The organism is Allobosea sp. R86505 (assembly GCF_042466375.1).
Taxonomy (GTDB): domain Bacteria; phylum Pseudomonadota; class Alphaproteobacteria; order Rhizobiales; family Beijerinckiaceae; genus Allobosea.
In genome coordinates this window covers 440,298-458,100 of the sequence record NZ_JAXHPY010000001.1, presented here as the reverse complement: position 1 = coordinate 458,100, position 17,803 = coordinate 440,298, and the positions used below count along the sequence as shown (strand labels likewise).

General features: G+C 68.6%; 16 protein-coding genes and 1 tRNA gene. 8 read left to right on the top strand and 9 right to left on the bottom strand.

Annotation, left to right across the window (positions count from 1 at the left end):
- Window positions 1-140: 140 nt before the first annotated feature.
- Together SJY11_RS02180 and SJY11_RS02175 are read left to right on the top strand one after the other, a co-directional pair.
- A complete protein-coding gene (locus SJY11_RS02180) occupies window positions 141-539 on the top strand; it encodes a TIGR02300 family protein (RefSeq protein WP_376984836.1) in 399 nt (132 codons plus the stop codon).
- Window positions 540-731: 192 nt separating this feature from the next.
- Window positions 732-807: transfer RNA gene (locus SJY11_RS02175), tRNA-Ala, on the top strand.
- 276 nt (window positions 808-1,083) lie between these two features.
- Here SJY11_RS02175 and SJY11_RS02170 read toward each other — a convergent pair.
- Window positions 1,084-1,872 (bottom strand): class II glutamine amidotransferase, encoded by a 789-nt coding sequence (locus tag SJY11_RS02170; protein WP_376984835.1) that lies wholly within the window; start codon window positions 1,870-1,872, stop codon window positions 1,084-1,086.
- 243 nt (window positions 1,873-2,115) lie between these two features.
- Between SJY11_RS02170 and SJY11_RS02165 the strand changes: the two genes are divergently transcribed.
- Window positions 2,116-3,534, top strand: coding sequence for a sodium:proton antiporter (locus SJY11_RS02165; RefSeq protein WP_376984834.1), 1,419 nt, complete (start codon window positions 2,116-2,118; stop codon window positions 3,532-3,534).
- 103 nt (window positions 3,535-3,637) lie between these two features.
- Here SJY11_RS02165 and SJY11_RS02160 read toward each other — a convergent pair whose 3' ends face one another.
- Window positions 3,638-4,939, bottom strand: a complete 1,302-nt coding sequence (locus tag SJY11_RS02160; protein ID WP_376984833.1) for a polyhydroxyalkanoate depolymerase — start codon at window positions 4,937-4,939, stop codon at window positions 3,638-3,640.
- A 200-nt stretch (window positions 4,940-5,139) separates the two neighbouring features.
- Between SJY11_RS02160 and SJY11_RS02155 the strand changes: the two genes are divergently transcribed.
- Window positions 5,140-6,495: an ActS/PrrB/RegB family redox-sensitive histidine kinase gene (locus SJY11_RS02155; RefSeq protein ID WP_376984832.1), complete on the top strand. Its 1,356-nt coding sequence runs from the start codon at window positions 5,140-5,142 to the stop codon at window positions 6,493-6,495.
- 85 nt (window positions 6,496-6,580) lie between these two features.
- Window positions 6,581-7,138: an ActR/PrrA/RegA family redox response regulator transcription factor gene (locus SJY11_RS02150; RefSeq protein WP_376984831.1), complete on the top strand. Its 558-nt coding sequence runs from the start codon at window positions 6,581-6,583 to the stop codon at window positions 7,136-7,138.
- Window positions 7,139-7,169: 31 nt separating this feature from the next.
- On the opposite strand, the gene mmcB is transcribed toward SJY11_RS02150, so the two are convergent.
- Window positions 7,170-7,637: a DNA repair putative endonuclease MmcB gene (mmcB, locus tag SJY11_RS02145; protein ID WP_376984830.1), complete on the bottom strand. Its 468-nt coding sequence runs from the start codon at window positions 7,635-7,637 to the stop codon at window positions 7,170-7,172.
- A gap of 133 nt (window positions 7,638-7,770) precedes the next feature.
- Between mmcB and SJY11_RS02140 the strand changes: the two genes are divergently transcribed.
- Together SJY11_RS02140 and SJY11_RS02135 are read left to right on the top strand one after the other, a co-directional pair.
- Window positions 7,771-8,790 (top strand): MraY family glycosyltransferase, encoded by a 1,020-nt coding sequence (locus SJY11_RS02140; protein WP_376984829.1) that lies wholly within the window; start codon window positions 7,771-7,773, stop codon window positions 8,788-8,790.
- The gene (locus SJY11_RS02135) at window positions 8,787-9,716 is read left to right on the top strand and encodes an NAD-dependent epimerase/dehydratase family protein (protein WP_376984828.1); all 930 of its coding nucleotides are present in this window, start codon (window positions 8,787-8,789) and stop codon (window positions 9,714-9,716) included. Before SJY11_RS02140 ends, SJY11_RS02135 begins: the two co-directional genes overlap by 4 nt.
- Here the strand turns inward: SJY11_RS02135 and SJY11_RS02130 are convergent.
- From SJY11_RS02130 to SJY11_RS02120, 3 genes are all read right to left on the bottom strand, one after another.
- Window positions 9,640-11,607 (bottom strand): SDR family NAD(P)-dependent oxidoreductase, encoded by a 1,968-nt coding sequence (locus tag SJY11_RS02130; RefSeq protein WP_376984827.1) that lies wholly within the window; start codon window positions 11,605-11,607, stop codon window positions 9,640-9,642. The genes SJY11_RS02135 and SJY11_RS02130 overlap by 77 nt on opposite strands.
- A gap of 70 nt (window positions 11,608-11,677) precedes the next feature.
- Window positions 11,678-12,274 (bottom strand): TetR/AcrR family transcriptional regulator, encoded by a 597-nt coding sequence (locus SJY11_RS02125; protein WP_376984826.1) that lies wholly within the window; start codon window positions 12,272-12,274, stop codon window positions 11,678-11,680.
- 226 nt (window positions 12,275-12,500) lie between these two features.
- On the bottom strand, window positions 12,501-13,985 hold the full coding sequence (locus tag SJY11_RS02120) for a cobyric acid synthase (protein WP_376984825.1): 1,485 nt from the start codon (window positions 13,983-13,985) through the stop codon (window positions 12,501-12,503).
- Window positions 13,986-14,272: 287 nt separating this feature from the next.
- Here SJY11_RS02120 and SJY11_RS02115 point away from each other — a divergent pair, with 287 nt between their 5' ends.
- On the top strand, window positions 14,273-15,433 hold the full coding sequence (locus SJY11_RS02115; protein ID WP_376984824.1) for an aminotransferase: 1,161 nt from the start codon (window positions 14,273-14,275) through the stop codon (window positions 15,431-15,433).
- Between the two features lie 5 nt (window positions 15,434-15,438).
- On the opposite strand, the gene SJY11_RS02110 is transcribed toward SJY11_RS02115, so the two are convergent.
- The 3 genes from SJY11_RS02110 to SJY11_RS02100 form a co-directional block, all read right to left on the bottom strand.
- Complete coding sequence (locus SJY11_RS02110) at window positions 15,439-16,812, bottom strand: hypothetical protein (protein WP_376984823.1); 1,374 nt, start codon at window positions 16,810-16,812, stop codon at window positions 15,439-15,441.
- 87 nt (window positions 16,813-16,899) lie between these two features.
- On the bottom strand, window positions 16,900-17,250 hold the full coding sequence (locus SJY11_RS02105; RefSeq protein WP_376984822.1) for a RidA family protein: 351 nt from the start codon (window positions 17,248-17,250) through the stop codon (window positions 16,900-16,902).
- An 80-nt stretch (window positions 17,251-17,330) separates the two neighbouring features.
- Complete coding sequence (locus SJY11_RS02100) at window positions 17,331-17,777, bottom strand: YqaA family protein (RefSeq protein WP_376984821.1); 447 nt, start codon at window positions 17,775-17,777, stop codon at window positions 17,331-17,333.
- Between the last annotated feature and the right edge of the window lie 26 nt (window positions 17,778-17,803).

Genomic DNA, 17,803 nt, shown 5'->3' with positions numbered 1-17,803 from the left:
TGCCTTGCGGGGGTGAAGCAATACCGCTGCTGCGGTCCAATTCATGCAGTGGCCGGCGAATCAGCATTTGACAGGGCCGGCCGCCCCGACTAACGGACGCGCCTGCTTTTCAGAACATGAATGATTGAAGGTCCGACGCAGTGGCGAAACCGGAACTTGGCACCAAGCGCGTTTGCCCGACGACGGGGCGCAAATTCTACGACCTGAACAAGGACCCGATCGTCTCGCCTTACACGGGACAATCCTATCCGCGCTCGGTGTTCGAGCCGCAGGCGAAGGCGGCGGCCGCCGTTGCCGCCAAGCCCGACGAGGACGAGGATGAGGTCGAGGCCGCCGACAGCGCCGTCGAACTCGTCTCGCTCGACGAGGCCGATGCCGAGGCGACCGAGAAGGACGCCGTCGTCACCAGTGAGGACGACATCGAGGTTGAGGACGACGTCGCTCCCGATGACGACACCTTCCTGGAAGAGGACGAGCAAGGCGACGACGATGTCGCCGACCTGATCGATGGCGACATCGAGGGCGACGAGGACGTCTGACCCCCTCCCGCCGGAGCGGCGAAAAAGAATGACGATCGGGCGACATTCGGCGCTTGAGTCTTCCCCCGCTCCCGCCTATAGAGCGCTTCGCCGCTGACGCGGCGACCCGGTTCAGGGGTGGCCCGAGGCGAAAGCCCGGCGATCCCGAACCGAATAGACCCCGGCCGACCCCCATGTCCGCCGGCTGAGAGTGGGGCCATAGCTCAGTTGGGAGAGCGCTTGAATGGCATTCAAGAGGTCGGCGGTTCGATTCCGCCTGGCTCCACCATCTCCCTCTCACGACAGTCGCTGATCCAGATGGACGCTCTCGGCCTCCGAGGTGCCTGTCCCCCCAAGGTATGGCCGCGCCGTCTCACGTGCTGCTCGCACTTGCGTGCGTGTATCGCCGCCCCGACGGCCTTTGGGAGGGGATGAGGTCGGGGCGGCGAAGGTTTCAGCCGCGATGCAGCGACTGCTTCCTCAGTCGCGGCACGGAGCCCGCCGGTTCAAATGCGCCGCATCATCTTGCCTTCGATGGCTCTGGCGCGGGTTCCGGGCCGCCTCCTCAGGCGGCCGCGGCCAGGCCCACATCGATGGACGAGACCGTGACCGTCCCGCCCCGCACCGTCACCAGTGCATTGCAGGCCAAGGCCTGCCAGCACTCCCGCGCCGCATCCACCGGCTCCGAGGCGACGACGACGCTGTCGCTGCGCTGGCAGACATAGAGGCTCGGGGGCTTGTCGTCGGAGGCCCAGCGGATCGCGTGAAGGGTCTCGCCGTCCGAAAGCGCGGCGGCGCAGCGCAGCGGCTCCTCGGTGCCAGCCTGCCGCATCAGGGCCAGTGCATCGCCCAGCGAGCCCGCCAAAGCCTGGGCGGGAGCCATCCCCTCCTCGATTCGCGCCAGGGTGAGCAGGAACAGGGCCTCGGAATCCGTGGTCCCCACCCGCGCGCCATACAGCGAATCGGGAATCAGACTTTCGAGCCGCCGCCGAATCAGCCCGTAGCCGCCGATCTGGCCGTTATGCATGAAGAGATACCGGCCATGGGCGAAGGGGTGGCAGTTCGCCCGCGTCGTCGCGGTGCCGGTCGCCGCCCTGACATGCGCGAAGAACAGCGAAGAGCGAACCTGCCGTGCGATCGAGAGCAGGTTCTCGTCCGACCAGGCCGGCCGGACCTCGCGATACTGGCCGGGCTCGGGCCGGTCGCCATACCAGCCGACGCCGAAGCCGTCGCCATTCGTGCCGGTCTTGGCCTCGGCGGCATGGAGCGATTGGTGGATCAGCGAGTGGCAGGGGGCCGCGACGAGGTCCTCGAGAAAGACGGGGACGCCGGAATAGGCGAGGAAGCGGCACATGGCGGGGTCCGAATCGCGCGGCCCAGGCCGCCTTGCCGCAGGCTATCCGAGAAGGCGCGGCCTGCACCAGATTTAGCAGCCGGCTTCGTGAAGGCGGCGCTACGGCGCGCAGATCGATCCGTAAGCATTTATTGAATCCTTGCCGCCATGCTCGCGCCAATTCGGCCTGCTGCCTCGGATCTGTCGTCCCATGGGCCGGCCTGATCGACGGACAAAGCGCCGGAGAGCGCAGGGGGATCAACCGTGACGAGGACGACGACGCTTCTGGGCACCCTGCTCGGGGCCTGCCTTACGCCTGGACTGGCCCATGCCGCCAGCGATATCGGCGGCGCCTCGATGGGCGTGCTCTGGGCCCTGCCTTTCGCCGGCATGCTGCTCTCGATCGCGCTCGGCCCGATCCTGTTTCCGCATTTCTGGGAGCTGAACTACGGCAAGTTCGCTGCGTTCTGGGCCGCTCTCGTTCTCGTGCCGCTGGTCGCGTTGCGCGGCCTCGAGCCGGCGGCCGCGGCGTTGGCCCACACGGCACTGCTGGAATACATCCCCTTCATCATCCTGCTCTTCGCCCTGTTCACGATCGCCGGCGGCATCCTGATCATGGGCAATCTGCACGGGACACCCGCAACCAACACCGCCCTGCTGGCGATCGGCACGCTGATGGCGAGCTTCGTCGGCACGACGGGAGCTTCGATCATCATGATCCGCCCGGTGCTGCGCGCCAACGACAACCGGCGCCACAACGTCCATGTCGTCGTCTTCTTCATCTTCCTGGTCTCGAACATCGGCGGCTCGCTGACGCCGCTCGGCGACCCGCCGCTGTTCCTCGGCTTCCTGCGCGGGGTCAGCTTCTTCTGGACCACGACGCATCTCCTGCCGGAGACATTGCTGGCGGTCGCGATCCTGCTGGCGCTGTTCTACGCTCTGGACAACTGGTTCTACCGCAAGGAAGAGGGCATGCCCTCGCTGAGGGACCCGACGCCCGACCGCGACATCAAGCTCTATGGCAAGGTCAACTTCATCCTGCTGGGCGGGGTCATCGGGGCCATCCTGATGTCGGCGAGCTGGAAGCCGGGCATCGTCTTCGACATCCTCGGCTCGAAGGTCGAGCTCCAGAACCTCGTTCGCGACGTCGTGTTGCTCGCTCTGGCCGGTCTCTCGCTCAAGCTGACGCCGAAACCCGTGCGGGCCGGCAACGAATTCACCTGGGGGCCGATCCTCGAGGTCGCCAAGCTCTTTGCGGGCATCTTCGTCTGCATCATCCCCGTCCTGGCGATGCTGCAGGCTGGCCGCAACGGCGCCTTCTCCGGCCTCGTCGCGCTGGTCAGCAATCCCGACGGCAGCCACAACACGGTCGCCTATTTCTGGCTGACCGGCATCCTCTCGTCCTTCCTCGACAACGCGCCGACCTATCTCGTCTTCTTCGAGCTGGCGGGTGGCGATCCCCAGGTGCTGATGACGACGGGCGCGCTGACGCTTGCGGCGGTCTCGGCGGGCGCGGTCTTCATGGGCGCCAACACCTATATCGGCAACGCACCCAACTTCATGGTCTACGCCATCGCCAAGGACCGGAAGGTCAGGATGCCGAGCTTCTTCGGCTACATGGCCTGGTCGGGCGCGATCCTGATCCCGATCTTCCTCATCCAGACGCTGGTCTTCTTCCGCTGAGCGACCCCAACGAAAACGCCCGCCGGTTCGGACCGGCGGGCGTTTTGGCTTGTTCGGACGATGCTTTGGATCCGCTGCGGGGACCGAAGCGGGTGGCCGAGTCTCAACTCGCGATCTTCAGCCCCTTGCGCGCCGCACCGGCGCTCGCCTCGCGGCGGCCCTTGGCGGCCTCCATGTCGAGCGTCAGCATGAAATCGGCGATGCGCGGAGCGATTTCGGAGCGGAAGCGCGAGCCGTTGAAGACGCCGTAATGGCCGACGCCCATCTGCAGGTAGTGCGCGCGCCTGTCGTCTGGGATGTTGGGGCAGAGGTCGTGGGCGGCCTGGGTCTGGCCGACACCAGAGATGTCGTCCTTCTCGCCCTCGACCGTCATCAGCGCGACACGGCGGATGGCCGTGCAGTCCACCGGCTTGTCGCGATGCATCATCGTGCCCTTGGGCAAGGCGTGCTCGACGAAGACCGTCTCCACCGTCTGGAGATAGAACTCGGCGGTCAGGTCCATCACCGCCATGTACTCGTCGTAGAAGTCACGATGCTTCTCGGCGGAGTCGCCGTCGCCCGCGATGAGGTGCTTGTACATCTCGTAATGGGCGCTGACATGGCGGTCGATGTTCATCGCCATGAAGCCGGAGAGCTGCATGAAGCCGGGATAGACGTCCCGGAACGTGCCCGGATGCGGGAAGGGCACCTTGGTGATGCAGTTGCGGCGGAACCAGTCGGTGCCGCGCTCCATCGCCAGGCAGTTCACCGCGGTCGGCGAGCGGCGGGTGTCGATCGGACCGCCCATCAGCGTCATCGAGCGCGGGGCGCAGTCGTCGCCCTCGGCCTCCATCCGGGCGGCAGCCGCCAGCACCGGCACGGAAGGCTGGCAGACGGCCATGACATGCGTCTCCGGCCCGAGCATCTGCAGCATGGCGATGACATAGTCGATGTAATCGTCGAGATCGAAGCGGCCCGCCATCATCGGCACCAGACGGGCATCGACCCAGTCGGTGATGTAGACTTCGTGCCCGGGCAGGAAGGCCTCGACCGTGCCCCGCAGCAGCGTCGCGTAATGGCCCGACATCGGGGCGACGATCAGGACCTTGGGCTGCGGCTTGCGGCGGCCCTCGATGCGGCGGTCGAAATAGACCATGCGGCAGAAGGGCCGCTCCCAGACCACGCGCTCCTCGACCGCGACCTTGACGCCGTTGATCGTCGTCTCCGCCAGGTCGAAGGCCGGCTTGCCGTAGCGGCGCGTCGTCCGCTCGAACAGCTCGCAGGAGGCGGCGATGGTCCGCCCCATCGGCGTGTAGGTCATCGGATTGGCGGGATTGCGGAAGGCGAGATGCAGCGCGTCGGAAACACTCCGGGCCGGGCTGAGCATCATGTGAGCCGCTTCATAGGCATGGTAAGCGAACGACATGGCGGCTCCATACATGCGAATTCGATCCTTCCGGCGCTCAATCAATGCCGCGCCGCAACATGAACGCAGCCTATGCCTATTTTGTTCTCATTCAACCCTTCAAAAGGCTAAGATTTCACTCTCATGACGATTGCCCCCAGTTTGTCGTGCTCCGGCGGGCTGCGCTTGACCCCTGCATCGCCTATGGGTCAGACACGGCCATGACCTCGTTTGACGTTACGACACTCGCCCTGGGCCGCGTGAATCGTCACCTGCGTCTCGACACGCTGGTGCGTCTGCGCTGGCTCGCCATTGCCGGCCAGAGCCTGGCCGTGGCGGGTGTGCATTTCGGGCTGGGCTTCTCGCTGCCCTTCGGCTGGTGCTTCACGGCGATCGCCGTCTCATCCTGGCTGAACATCGCGCTGCGCATCCGCTTTCCGCTCAGCCACCGGCTCAGGCCGGGGGCGGCCACGGCCCTGCTCGCCTTCGACATCGTGCAGCTTTCGGTGCTGCTTTACCTCACCGGCGGGCTTCAGAACCCGTTCTCGATCCTGCTGCTGGCGCCGGTGATGATCTCGGCCACCGCGCTGCCGCCCCAGCGGACCCTCCTGCTCGGCGTCATCGCCATCGCGGCGGCGACGCTGGTCAGCCTCGTCCATCTGCCGCTGCCCTGGGCGGGGCCGGACCGGCCGTTCCTGCCCCCGCACTACCAGATCGGCAGTTGGGCCGCCGTCGTGCTCGGCCTCAGTTTCACCGGGATCTATGCCTGGCGCGTCGCCAAGGAAGCCCGCGACCTGTCGGATGCCCTGGCGGCGACGGAACTCGTCCTGGCGCGCGAACAGCATCTCTCGCAGCTCGACGGGCTGGCGGCCGCCGCTGCCCATGAATTGGGCACGCCGCTCGCGACCATCGCGCTGGTCGCCAAGGAACTGGCGCGGCTGGCGCCGCCGGACGGAGAGATGGCCGACGACATCGCCCTGCTGCGCGAGCAGGTTGAGCGCTGCCGCGGCATCCTCGGCAAGCTCGCCTCGCTGCAGGATGACGATGGCGGCCCGCTCGACCGGCTCGGCCTGCGCCTGCTGATCGAGGAGGCGGCCGGCCCGCAGCGGCCTTTCGGGGTTCCCTTCGAGATCGAGATGGTGGGCGAAAAGCCCGAGCCGGTCTGCCGCCGCAATCCCGGCATGATCTATGGTCTCGGCAATATCGTAGACAATGCCGTCGACTTCGCCCGCTCGACCGTGACGATCACGGCCGAATGGAACCAGGAACAGGTCATGCTCACCATTGCGGATGACGGCCCGGGCTTTCCGCCCGACGTCCTGCTGAGAGCCGGGGATCCCTATCTGACCAACGGCGCCAGCGAAACGCGCGCAGGCGGCGGGCTGGGTCTCGGGCTCTTCATCGCCAAGACGCTGCTCGAGCGGGGCGGCGCCGCGATCGAGTTTTCGAACCTGCCCGCGCCGGCGACCGGCGCCTGCGTGCGCATGATCTGGCTGCGCGAGGCTTTCGAGATCGACGTGCCGCCGGCGGGCCCTAACAAGGCGGAACCGGCGATCCTACATAGAGTTGGCTCATGAACGCCCGTCCAGCCCGTAGCGCGGCCCACCTTGCGGCCGAGGTCTCCGGGACAGAGCCGGGCCGGAGGATATGATGATTCAGGACATGCTGACCGAACAGCTCCCGGTCGCCGCGGCGGCGGACATGTCGCTGCTGCTCGTCGATGACGACAAGCCCTTCCTGACCCGGCTGGCCCGGGCGATGGAAAGCCGGGGCTATTCCGTGCGCATCGCCGACAGCGTCAGCGCCGGCATCGCGGCGGTGGACGACCAGGCGCCGGCCTTTGCCGTGATCGATCTGCGGCTCGCCGACGGCAACGGGCTCGACGTCATCGCCCGGCTGAAGGAACGCCGTCCCGAGGCGCGCGGCGTCGTCCTGACCGGCTATGGCAACATCGCCACCGCCGTCAGCGCCGTGAAGCTCGGCGCATTCGACTTCCTGGCAAAGCCGGCGGATGCCGACGAGATCCACGCGGCCCTGGCGGCGGCGCGCGATGCGCGGCCCCAGCCGCCTGAAAACCCGATGTCGGCGGATCGCGTCCGCTGGGAGCATATCCAGCGCGTCTACGAACTCTGCAACCGCAACGTCTCCGAGACGGCGCGACGCCTGGGCATGCACCGCCGCACCCTGCAGCGCATTCTCGCCAAGCGCGCCCCGCGCTGACGGCAGTCGCCTGCCCTGCTGCTGCGCCGCCTCATCGCAGCGCGGCGGGATCCTCCAGACCAGCCAGCCGCGCGGCCGCCAGCCGGCCGAAGGCGATGGTCAGCGCCTTGCGCCGGGCCGGTGCGAGCGGATGACGCGGCGCTTCGCGAATCAGCGCGCCGCCATAGCCGTCGGCGATGATCAGGCCGACATCCTCGGGCAGGATCTCGGCCGGGAACTCCGGCGCCACGGCGAAGAGGAAGGCATCGCAATAATCGCGATAATCCGGCCATTTGCCGTCGATGCGATAATCCTCGATACCGGACTTGACCTCGACGACCAGCAGGTCCCCCGACGGAGACAGCGCCACGATGTCGCCGCGGCGGCCGTTCGCGAAGGTCATTTCGGTGACGGTCGCGTAGCCGCGTTCGCGCAGGTGCCGGGCGGCGCCGCGGCAGACGCTGCGGGTGATGTCTGGCCGCCGCGGGGCCTGATCCAGGGGGAGATCGACGATGGACATGCCGCATGTTCCCTCTTTGTGCCGATTCTGACAAGGCGCAAGCGCGACGGCGCCCTCGCGGGTGGGAATGGGCTCCCGCTGACCCCCGTCATGCTCTAGGGATGGCCGGACATCGTTCCGGTTGATCTCTATCGTGCCCCAACCCTTCGCTCTGCTTCTGGTCCTTGCGGTCGCCGCTTCCGTTTCGGCGCTGTTGTGCGTGCTGCTGCGCCCGGTGCTGGTCCGGTACGCGCTCGCACGGCCCAATGCCCGCTCGAGCCATCGCATCCCCACGCCCCAGGGCGGCGGTATCGCGGTGCTCGGCGGCCTGGTCGCCGCGCTCAGCCTGACGGTAGGGATCCTGCCGCCCGTGCCCGGTGCCGGCAGCCTCGGTTTCGTGCTCGCCGCGAGCGTCGTGCTTGCAATGGTGGGCGCCTGGGACGACATCCGCCCGCTCTCGGCGGGGCTGCGGCTCGGCCTGCAGGCCCTCTGCGTCGCGGTCGTCATCGTCTATGCGGCCCCCGATGTTCGGCTGTTTCCCGCGGCCCTGCCCCTCGCGGTGGAGCGTCTGTTCGCTCTGCTCGCCGGCATCTGGTTCGTGAACCTGACGAACTTCATGGACGGGCTCGACTGGATCACCGTCGCCGGCTTCGTGCCGCTGGCCGGTGCGCTCGCCCTCGCCAGTGCCCTCGGGATCGTCGATCCGGCGACGGGTGCGCTGGCGGCGGCGCTTGCCGGCGGGCTCATCGGCTTCGCGCCTTTCAACAAACCAGTGGCCCGGCTCTTCCTCGGCGATGTCGGTTCGCTCCCGATCGGGCTGCTCGGCGCCTATCTGCTCTACCGGCTGGCCGGCAACGGGGCGCTGGTCGCGGCGCTCATCCTGCCACTCTACCCTATCGCCGATGCCACGCTGACGCTGCTGCGCCGGCTGGCGCGGCGGGAGCGCGTCTGGGAAGCGCATCGCTCGCATTTCTACCAGCAGGCGACAACGAACGGCCACGCTGTCCTGGCCGTGGTGACGCAGGTGGCCGGGCTCAATCTCGCCCTCGTCCTGCTGGCGGGCCTGACGCTGCTGCTGCCGATGCCGTGGGCGCAACTCGCCTGCCTGGCCGCGGCTGTGCTCCTGACGGCGCTGCTGCTGCGGCGCTTCGCGCGGCCGGCGGACTCGGCATGAACGGCGAGCGCGTTCTCGTCACCGGGGCCGGTGGCTTCGTCGGCCCCCATGTCGTCGCGGCGCTGCTGGCGGCCGGATACCGCGTCCGCGTCGCCCAGAGAACCGCGGCCGAGCCGCCGCCGGGCACCGAGGGCGTCGTCACCGGCGATCTCGCCGCGCCCATCGACTGGACGGCCGCGCTCGCCGACGTGGCTCACGTCGTCCACCTCGCCGGTCTCGCCCATGCCGGGCCGGGCCTCGACGAGGCGCTCTATCGGCAGATCAACACACAGGCGACGCTCGCCCTCGCGGAAGCGGCCTACCGGGCCGGCGTTTCGCGCTTCGTCTTCATTTCGTCGATCAAGGCGCAGACGGGAGCGTTCGACGGCCCGCCGTTGCGCGAGGACGACCCGCCAGCGCCCGACGATGCCTATGGCCGCTCCAAGCTCGCCGCCGAGCAGGGGTTGGCCGGTCTCGATCTGGACTGGGTGGCGCTGCGTCCGGTGCTGGTCTACGGGCCGGGGGTCAAGGCCAACATGGCGGCGCTGGTCCGGCTGGCGCGCCTGCCGCTGCCTCTGCCGCTCGGCGCGCTGACGGCGCCGCGCTCGCTGCTGGCGGTCGAGAACCTGGCCGACGCGATCCTCTTCGCTCTGACGCTACGCTGCCCGGTGCGGCGCGCCTTCACCCTGGCCGATCCCGAGCCGATCGGCGTGGCCGGCATCCTGACCGCCCTGCGGGCCGGCCTCGGCCGGGGGCCTGGCCTGATCGCGGTGCCGACGGGGCTGCTGCGGTGGGGCGCGCGCCTGGCCGGGCGGGGGGAGGCCTTCACCAAGCTCGTCGGCAGCCTCGTGGCGCGGCCCGAGGGTCTGCTCAGGGCCGGTTGGCGGCCGCCAGCCGAGACGGTTGCGGCGCTCCGGCGCCTGGGGGAACGCTCTGCCGCCGGCTGAAATCGGGGATCGCCTCGTCGAGGATCGAATCCGCCGCGGTCCGGTCATCCGCCTTCAGCGCTGCCTCGAGACGGGCCAGCCAGCCCTGCAGCCGGGCGCGGTTGGCGAAGACGGGCTTGGCCGCCATGACGCCGTCGAGGCCGGTCTCCGCCATCGGCTCGTCGCGCGCGAACAGGATCTCGTTCATGCGCTCGCCGGGCCTGACGCCGGTCACGACGATCTCGATGTCCTCGCCCGGCTCGAAGCCGGCGAGGCGGATCATCCGCTCGGCCAGGTCCATAATGCGCACCGGCTGGCCCATCTTCAGCACATAGACCGCGGCCCGCTCCGCCTCGACACCATCCGGCCGGGCATGTGAGGCGGCGGTCAGGACGAGGTCGCAGGCCTCGCGGATCGTCATGAAATAGCGGATCATGTCGGGGCTGGTGACGGTCAGCGGCCCGCCGCGCGCGATCTGGGCCTTGAACTTCGGCACCACGGAGCCGACCGAGCCCAGCACATTGCCGAAACGCACGGCGACGAGGCGCATGCCGGCCGCGGCCGCGACGAACTCGGCGTCGCGCGATTGCGCATACATCTCGGCGAAACGCTTGGTCGCCCCCAGCATCGAGACGGGCTCGATCGCCTTGTCGGTCGAGATCAGCACGAAGATCTTGGCGTTGGCCGCGATTGCCGCGTCGGTGACGTTCACCGAGCCGAAGATGTTGGTCTTGATGCCCTCGCTCCAGTCCGCCTCGAGATAGGGCACGTGCTTGAGCGCCGCGGCATGGATCACGATGTCCGGGGCGAAGGCGGTGAACAGGGCCGTGATCCGGTCGCGGTCGCGCACATCCGCCAGCACGCCGGAGACGACCGTGGCATGTTTCTGGACGCTGAGTTGCTCGGTGATCTGGAAGAGGGCGGGCTCCGAGCTTTCGACGATGAGCAACTCGGCCGCACCGAAAGCGGCGCAGCGCAGGCAGATCTCGGAGCCGATCGAGCCGCCGCCGCCGGTGACGATGACGCGCTTGCCCGCCAGGAAGGCGCCCAGCCGCTCGCGGTCGATCCGGACGGTCGAACGGACGAGCAGATCCTCGATTTCGAGCGGGGCGAGTTCGGAATCACGCGCGCCGCCTTCCCCCAGGCTGTCGATGCGCGAGATCGGCAGCGCGAGCTTGCGGGTCCGCGCCAGCCATTTGTCGGGCTCCGCCTCGGGCAGCAGCGCGCTCGGCGTCGCGACGATCCGGCGGAAGCCCTCGCCGCGCTCGGCCGCGTCTCCGACGATCTGCTCGATCTGTGACAAAAGGCCGAGCACGGGCACGCCCCGGATAGCCTGGCCGAGATCGTCGGCGCGCGGCGAGAGGATGCCGGCCGGCCGCAGCCGGCGCATCGTGCCGGCCTCCATGGCCCTAATCACCATCTCGACCTCGAAGCCGCGTCCCAGCAGCAGCGCCGGAAGCGACGCCTCGCGGGCGGCGTGGCTGCGCGAACGTGAGAACTTGAAATAGCGGTAGGCCAGCCGCGGACCGCCCAGCAGCGCGATCTGGACCAGCCAGTAAAGGGCGATGCTGATCTTGCCGAAGTAGAAGGCGCCGTAGAAATCGGGCGAGACCAGCACATAATCGACCACGACGAGCGACAGCGTCAGGATCGTGCTCGCCTTGACGATGTTCGACAGGTCCGGCAGCGAGGCGAAGCGCCATTTCGAGCGGTAGAGCGAGAACAGCCAGTAGATCAGGCCGCCATAGGCGACGAAGGCCGGCAGGAAGCGGGGCAGATAGCGCAGATGCTCCTCGAGCTGCGCGCCTTCGAAGCGGATGACGAAGACGAGCCAGATCGCGAGCGCCGTCGCCACGAGATCGTGGGCGATGACGGCGAGCTTCTTGACGCTCTGCTTGGAAGACTGGGCCATGACGGGCGGGGTATCCTGCTCCCTCGGCGGCTTGTCAACGCGGCGGCCGCCGCGCGGACACGCCGGACGGTCAGCCCGCAGGCTTTGGCGTCTCCAGCGCGGCCATGATGAACGCGATCATCTCCTCCGCGGAGGGGCCGGGAAAGCGTTCGCACTGCGCCATCAGCAACGGATGCTGGAAGCGGATCATCGCGGTCCGGATGCACTGCGTCGCGGCGACCGGATCCATCGCGCGGAACTCGCCATTGGCGACGCCTTCGGCCACCACCCGGCCGAGAAGCGCGTCGAAACGCTCGATATGTCCGAGAATGGCGTCCCAGCTCTCCTCCATCGCGGCGCAGACCATCTCCTGCATGCGCTGCTGGTCGGCGAAGCGGGCCTGGTTGATCCGGTGCGAGGTCAGCAGCATGTCGCGCAGGCGGGCGCCCGCCGAGCGCGGCTCGGCGATGATCAGCGACAGCGATTCCTCCAGCTCGCCCTTGAAGCGCGCCAGAACCGCCTCGTTGATCGACTTCTTGGAGTCGAAGAACCGGTAGACATTGGCCGGGCTCATTCGCAGCGACTTGGCGATGTCGGCGACGGTCGTCTTCTGATAGCCGATGTCGCGGAAGAAGCGCTCGGCCGTGTCGACGATGCTCTGCCTCGTATCGCGCTCGGGCTGACTCACGTGCTGGGCCTGTCCTGTTGGGTCGGCGGAGATGGATGGGAGTGCGACCGCTATGACGAATTTCGTCATTCGTCAACATTCTGGTGAATAAGCTTTTTCAATGCATGCCGCTTCGTCGCCTGTCGTGCATTGATCTGGATTAAGCGGCGCTGCCGAAGGGCGGCGGAAGGGGCGCTCGGCAGGAAGAACGCGCTGCGCTTCGCGCGGTTCCTGCGGTCGGGGTGTCTCAGCCCGGCGCGGGGCGCCGATGCGCCAGCGCCAGAAGGGCCTCGACGTCGAGATGGCGCGCCAGATGCGCCGCCAGCCGGTCGAGTGTCGCCTCGACATCGCCCTCATAGTTGGTGCCCGACGACAGCGGGGCGCCGGTGATCGCAGCCAGGCAGGCGGCGCGCACGGTATCCGAGGCGAAGACGCCGTGGAGATAGCTGCCGACCACGCGGCCATCGGGGCTCGCCGCGCCCTCGCCGCGATCGTCGACCCGGAACGGCGCCCGCGCACGATCGGCCCCCTCCGTCCGGCCGAGATGGATCTCGTAGGCCTGGCCGGCGGCGGCGCTGGCTGCATGCACGAAACCGGTCTCGCGGACGGTCTTGCGGCCTTCCAGCACGGTCTCGACATCGAGGAGGCCGAGCCCGGCGGCCTCGCCGGCCGGGCCTTCGAGGCCCAGCGGATCGCGCACCACGCGCCCGAGCATCTGGTAGCCGCCGCACAGGCCCAGAACATGGCCGCCGCGCCGGCGATGGGCGAGGATGTCGATGTCCCACCCCTGCGCCCGCAGCGCGGCGAGGTCCCGAAGCGTCGTCTTCGAGCCGGGCAGGATGACGAGCCCGGCATCGCCGGGCAGCGCCTGGCCCGGCCGCAGCAGCACGAGGTCGATCGCCGGTTCCAGCTTGAGCGGGTCGAGGTCGTCGAAATTGGCGATGCCGGGCAGGACCGGGACGGCGATCTTGAGGCGCGCGCCGGGCCGGGCCGGCGCGTTGCGCAGATCGAGCCCGTCCTCCGCGGGCAGGCGCGCGGCGTCCGCGAACCAGGGCACGACGCCCAGGCAGGGCCAGCCGGTGGCGCTGCGGATGGTCTCGACGCCGTCGGCAAACAGCGCCACCTCGCCGCGGAAGCGGTTGACCGCAAAGGCGCGGATCATCGCGCGGTCGGCCTCGTCCAAGACGGCATGGGTGCCGACGAGGCTGGCGATGACCCCACCGCGATCGATGTCGCCGACCAGAACGGCCGGCACGCCGGCGGTGCGGGCAAAGCCGAGATTGGCGATGTCGCGCGCCCGCAGATTGGTTTCGGCCGGTGAGCCCGCCCCCTCGACCAGCACGAGATCGGCGCCCGCACAGAGCCGCTCGAAGCTCTCCAGAACCTTGGGCAGGAAATCCCCGCGCCGGGCGAAGTCCCCGGAGGGAAGATGCCCGGCCACGCGGCCCTGCAGGATGATCTGGCTGCCGGCTTCGCTCTCGGGCTTCAGCAGCACCGGGTTCATGTCGACATGCGCAGGGATGCGGGCGGCGCGCGCCTGCAGCGCCTGGGCCCGTCCGATTTCGCCCGCGGCCGTGGCGGCGGCGTTGTTGGACATGTTCTGCGGCTTGAACGGCCTGACCCTGAGCCCGCGATCCGCGAAGAGGCGGCAGAGCCCCGCGACGAGCAGCGACTTCCCGACATTGGAGCCGGTGCCGAGGATCATCAGCGCGGGGGTACGGGGCGAAGCCATGCGCCTGATTAGGCGGCGTGTGCCGGAGCGGCAACCGTCGCGATGCGAGGCGCTGAAGGGAGGGTCGCCGGTTCACGCCAATTCCCGCTGCGCCAAAGGGGCGAAGTCGCAACAGGTGCCCGTCGTGAACCGGCTGAAAAGCACCCAACAATGATCAGTGATGAATGTCAACAATCATCACTCGGTATTTTTTATGGAAGCCTCATCGCCTGTGCAGGGTGTGCCTGCAGCCCCGGCGTGGTAGAGGCGCCAGAAAGCGTTCCTTTCCGCCGCAGCGACGAACCGCGATGAACCCGATCTTCTCCGCCCTTTCGACCAGCGTCTTCGAGGTGATGTCGCAGCTCGCCCGCGAGACCGGTGCGGTCAATCTCGGCCAGGGCTTCCCGGACGATCCCGGGCCGCTCGACGTGCGCCGCAAGGCGGCGGAGGCCGTCGTCGACGGCTGGAACCAGTACCCGCCGATGATGGGCCTGCCGGAACTGCGGCAGGCGACGGCCACCCATTACCAGCACTGGCAGGGGCTCGATCTCGACCCCGGCAGCGAGATCATGGTCACCTCCGGCGCGACGGAGGCCATTGCCGGGGCGCTGATGGCGCTGGTCTCGCCGGGCGACGAGGTCGTGCTGTTCGAGCCGATGTACGATGCCTATGTCCCACTCGTGCGCCGCGCCGGCGGCATCCCGAAATTCGTGACGCTGCGCCCGCCGCATTTCGGCCTGAGCGAGGAAGCGCTCGCCGCCGCGTTCTCGCCGCGTACGAAGGTCGTCCTGTTCAACAACCCGCTCAACCCGACGGCGACGATCTTCTCAGCCACCGATCTCGATCTGCTCGCCGATTTCTGCATCCGCCATGACGCGGTGGCGATCTGCGACGAGGTCTGGGAGCATGTCGTCTTCGACGGCCGGCGGCATGTTCCCGTGCTCGGGCGGCCCGACATGCGCGAGCGCACCGTCAAGATCTCCTCGGCCGGCAAGATCTTCTCGCTGACCGGCTGGAAGGTGGGGCTGGTGATGGCCGCGCCGCCGCTGATGAAGGTGCTGGCCAAGGCGCATCAATACATCACCTTCACCACGCCGCCCAATCTCCAGACCGCCGTGGCCTATGGGCTGGGCAAGGAGGACGGCTATTTCGAGAGCATGAGGGCGGATTTCCAGCGCTCGCGGGACCGGTTCGCGCAGGGGCTGACGGGGCTGGGCTTCAGCGTGCTGCCGAGCGTCGGCACCTATTTCCTCAATGTCGACATCGCCCCGCTCGGCGAGAGCGACGACGTCGCCTTCTGCCGGAAGCTGGTGATGGAGAACGGCGTGGCGGCGATCCCGGTCAGCGCCTTCTACGACGAGGCGGCGGTCAAAACCGTGGTGCGCTTCTGCTTCGCCAAGCGCGACGCCACGCTGGATGCGGCGCTGGAGCGGCTCGCCGATCTGCGCAGGGCCGGCACGGCGGCCTGAGCCCCTCAGCGCTTGCGCATGCCTTCGGCCAGGCTGCCGGCGAGGACGAGCTTCTTCTGCAGCATGGCGACGTCGGCGCTGTGGCCGGCCTCGCGCATCGCCTCGACGGCGGCGGCGATCTGCATGAAGGCCTGCTGCGCCATGCCCGGGTCCTTGCGGCGCGCCGCGAGTTGCATCGAGGCCAGGCCTTGGCTGGCGGTGCTGGCCGCCCAGAGCTGCGGGCTGCGATCTCGCCGGCGCTCTTCCAGGGCCGAACCGAAGGCGGCGACCGCCTCCTCCAGCACGACCGGCTCGCTGTAGCGCTCGCCCATCGCGGCCAGAACCCCGCCCATCTGGTCCTGCAGCTCGGCCCAGCGCAGCGGCTCCCGGGTGCGGTCGACGGCCTTGGCGACGCGGTTGAAGCCGTTGAAGGCGCGCTCGAGCAGAGCGAGGTCGCTGGTGCGACGGCCCAGCGCGGCGCGGCCGCGCGAGATCAGCTGCTCGGCCTCGAGCCAGCGGGCCTCGTCGCCGTCCTGGTTCCAGCGGGCGAGGGCGGTGGCCAGAGCGGAGATCGCCTCCTCCAGCAGATCGTCATTCTCGCGCAGCTCTCCAAGCGGAATGGCGATGCGACCAAAGCGCACCTTCAGCGCACGCCAGAGCAACGGCGCCTGGTCGTGCCGCAGATCCTCCAGGGCCGTGCGGCAGCAGGCCAGCGCCTCGTCCAGCCGCTTGTCGTCGCCCGCCAGATGGGCAAGGCCCGCCAGGGCGCGCGCCAGCCGCTCCTGCACGGTCGCCCAGGCGATCGTGTCGTCGAAATTGTCGAGCCGCGAGAGCAGGGTTCGGAAATGGGCGATCGCCGTCTCGAAACCAGCGGACTCGGCAAAATCCTCGCCGGTCCGCGCCAGAGCATCGCCCTGGCGCAAAGCGAATTCGCGGCTGCGCGCGAGATCCGCCTGACCGATGATGGCGGCTGCCTCGCCATAGCGCTGCGCCGCTTCCTTGCAGGCGGCGGGCGTGAGATCGAGCAGGGCAATGGCGGCGCGGTCGCTGCGTGCCTCGCCGGCGGCGATGCGCCGGTCGGACGGCATGGCCGACAGGTCGGTCATTCCGCCGAAGAAATGCAGTTCGAGTTGCGCCAGCGCCCGCTCGACCTCGACGAACTGCCCGCTCTCGAGAGCCCGCGCGGCCTTGCGGCGTGCCTCGGCGACCACCGCATCCGCGCTCGCCTGGCCGAGGCGGCGGCGCAGGGCCACGACCTCGCGGGCCTTGCGGCCGAGGAGTTGCTCCAGCCTCGCGAGGTTCGGCCGGACGCCGCTCCTGACCAGGCTGGCCATGACGGCGAGCAGCACCGCGAGCGGCACATCGTGCCGGTCCGCGACCCGCGCGATCATGGCGGACATGTCATCCTGAGAGGTCACTTGGCCACCTCCCGTCTCCTGCGGTCGCAGCATGCCCGAACGGCCCCGTTTGCCGGGGCCAGCAGCCGGTTACTTCGCGGCGATGACCGCGATCTCGACGGTGAATTGCGGCGCGGCGAGCTTGGCCTCGACCGTGGCGCGGCCCGGCGTCTGGCCGGCGACGACCCACTTGTCCCAGACGCCGTTCATCTCGGCGAAGGTCGACATGTCGGAGAGCCAGATGTTGACCATGAGAAGCTTGCTCTTGTCGGTGCCGGCCTCGGCCAGCAACCCGTCGATGATGCCGAGGATATCCGCGGTCTGCTCGGCGACGCTCTTGCCCGCCGCCTTGTCGGCGACCTGGCCCGCCAGATAGACGGTGTCGCCATGAACGACGGCCTTGGACATGCGCGGGCCGACGGCGATGCGATGAATGCTCATGATCAGATCTCCGGAAAAGGGCCTTCGCTGGTAGCCTGTGCCGACACGGCGCGCAACGCCGTGGAGGTTGCGGTATGACGTTAGGTCAATGCTGTCCAGCCGGCCCAGAGCATCGCATATCGTCCTGCCTTGCCCGCCAACACCAGCAGAACGAAGCGGCCCAGCGGAAAGTTCAGCGTGCCGGCCGCGAAGGTCAGCGGGTCGCCGGCGAGCGGTAGCCAGGCGAAGAGCAGCGACGGCCAGCCGAAGCGCGCGAACCATGCTTGGGCCTGCCAGAATCTCGCCGGGTCCGGCCGCAGGCGTAAAGGCAGTTTCTCGACGCCATGACGCGCGATCAGGCGTCCCAGCCACCAGTTGACGACCGAACCGGCCGTGTTGGCGAGGCTGGCGACGAGAAACAGCGCGAGCGGATCGACGGTCCTGGCCGCCAGGAGCCCGAGGAAGACGGCCTCGGACTGGGCCGGCAGCAGCGTCGCGGCGACGAAGGCGGCGCCCGCCATTCCGGCCAGTGACCAGAGGGCCTCCATCAGTGCGGCATGTCAGACAAGCGGGT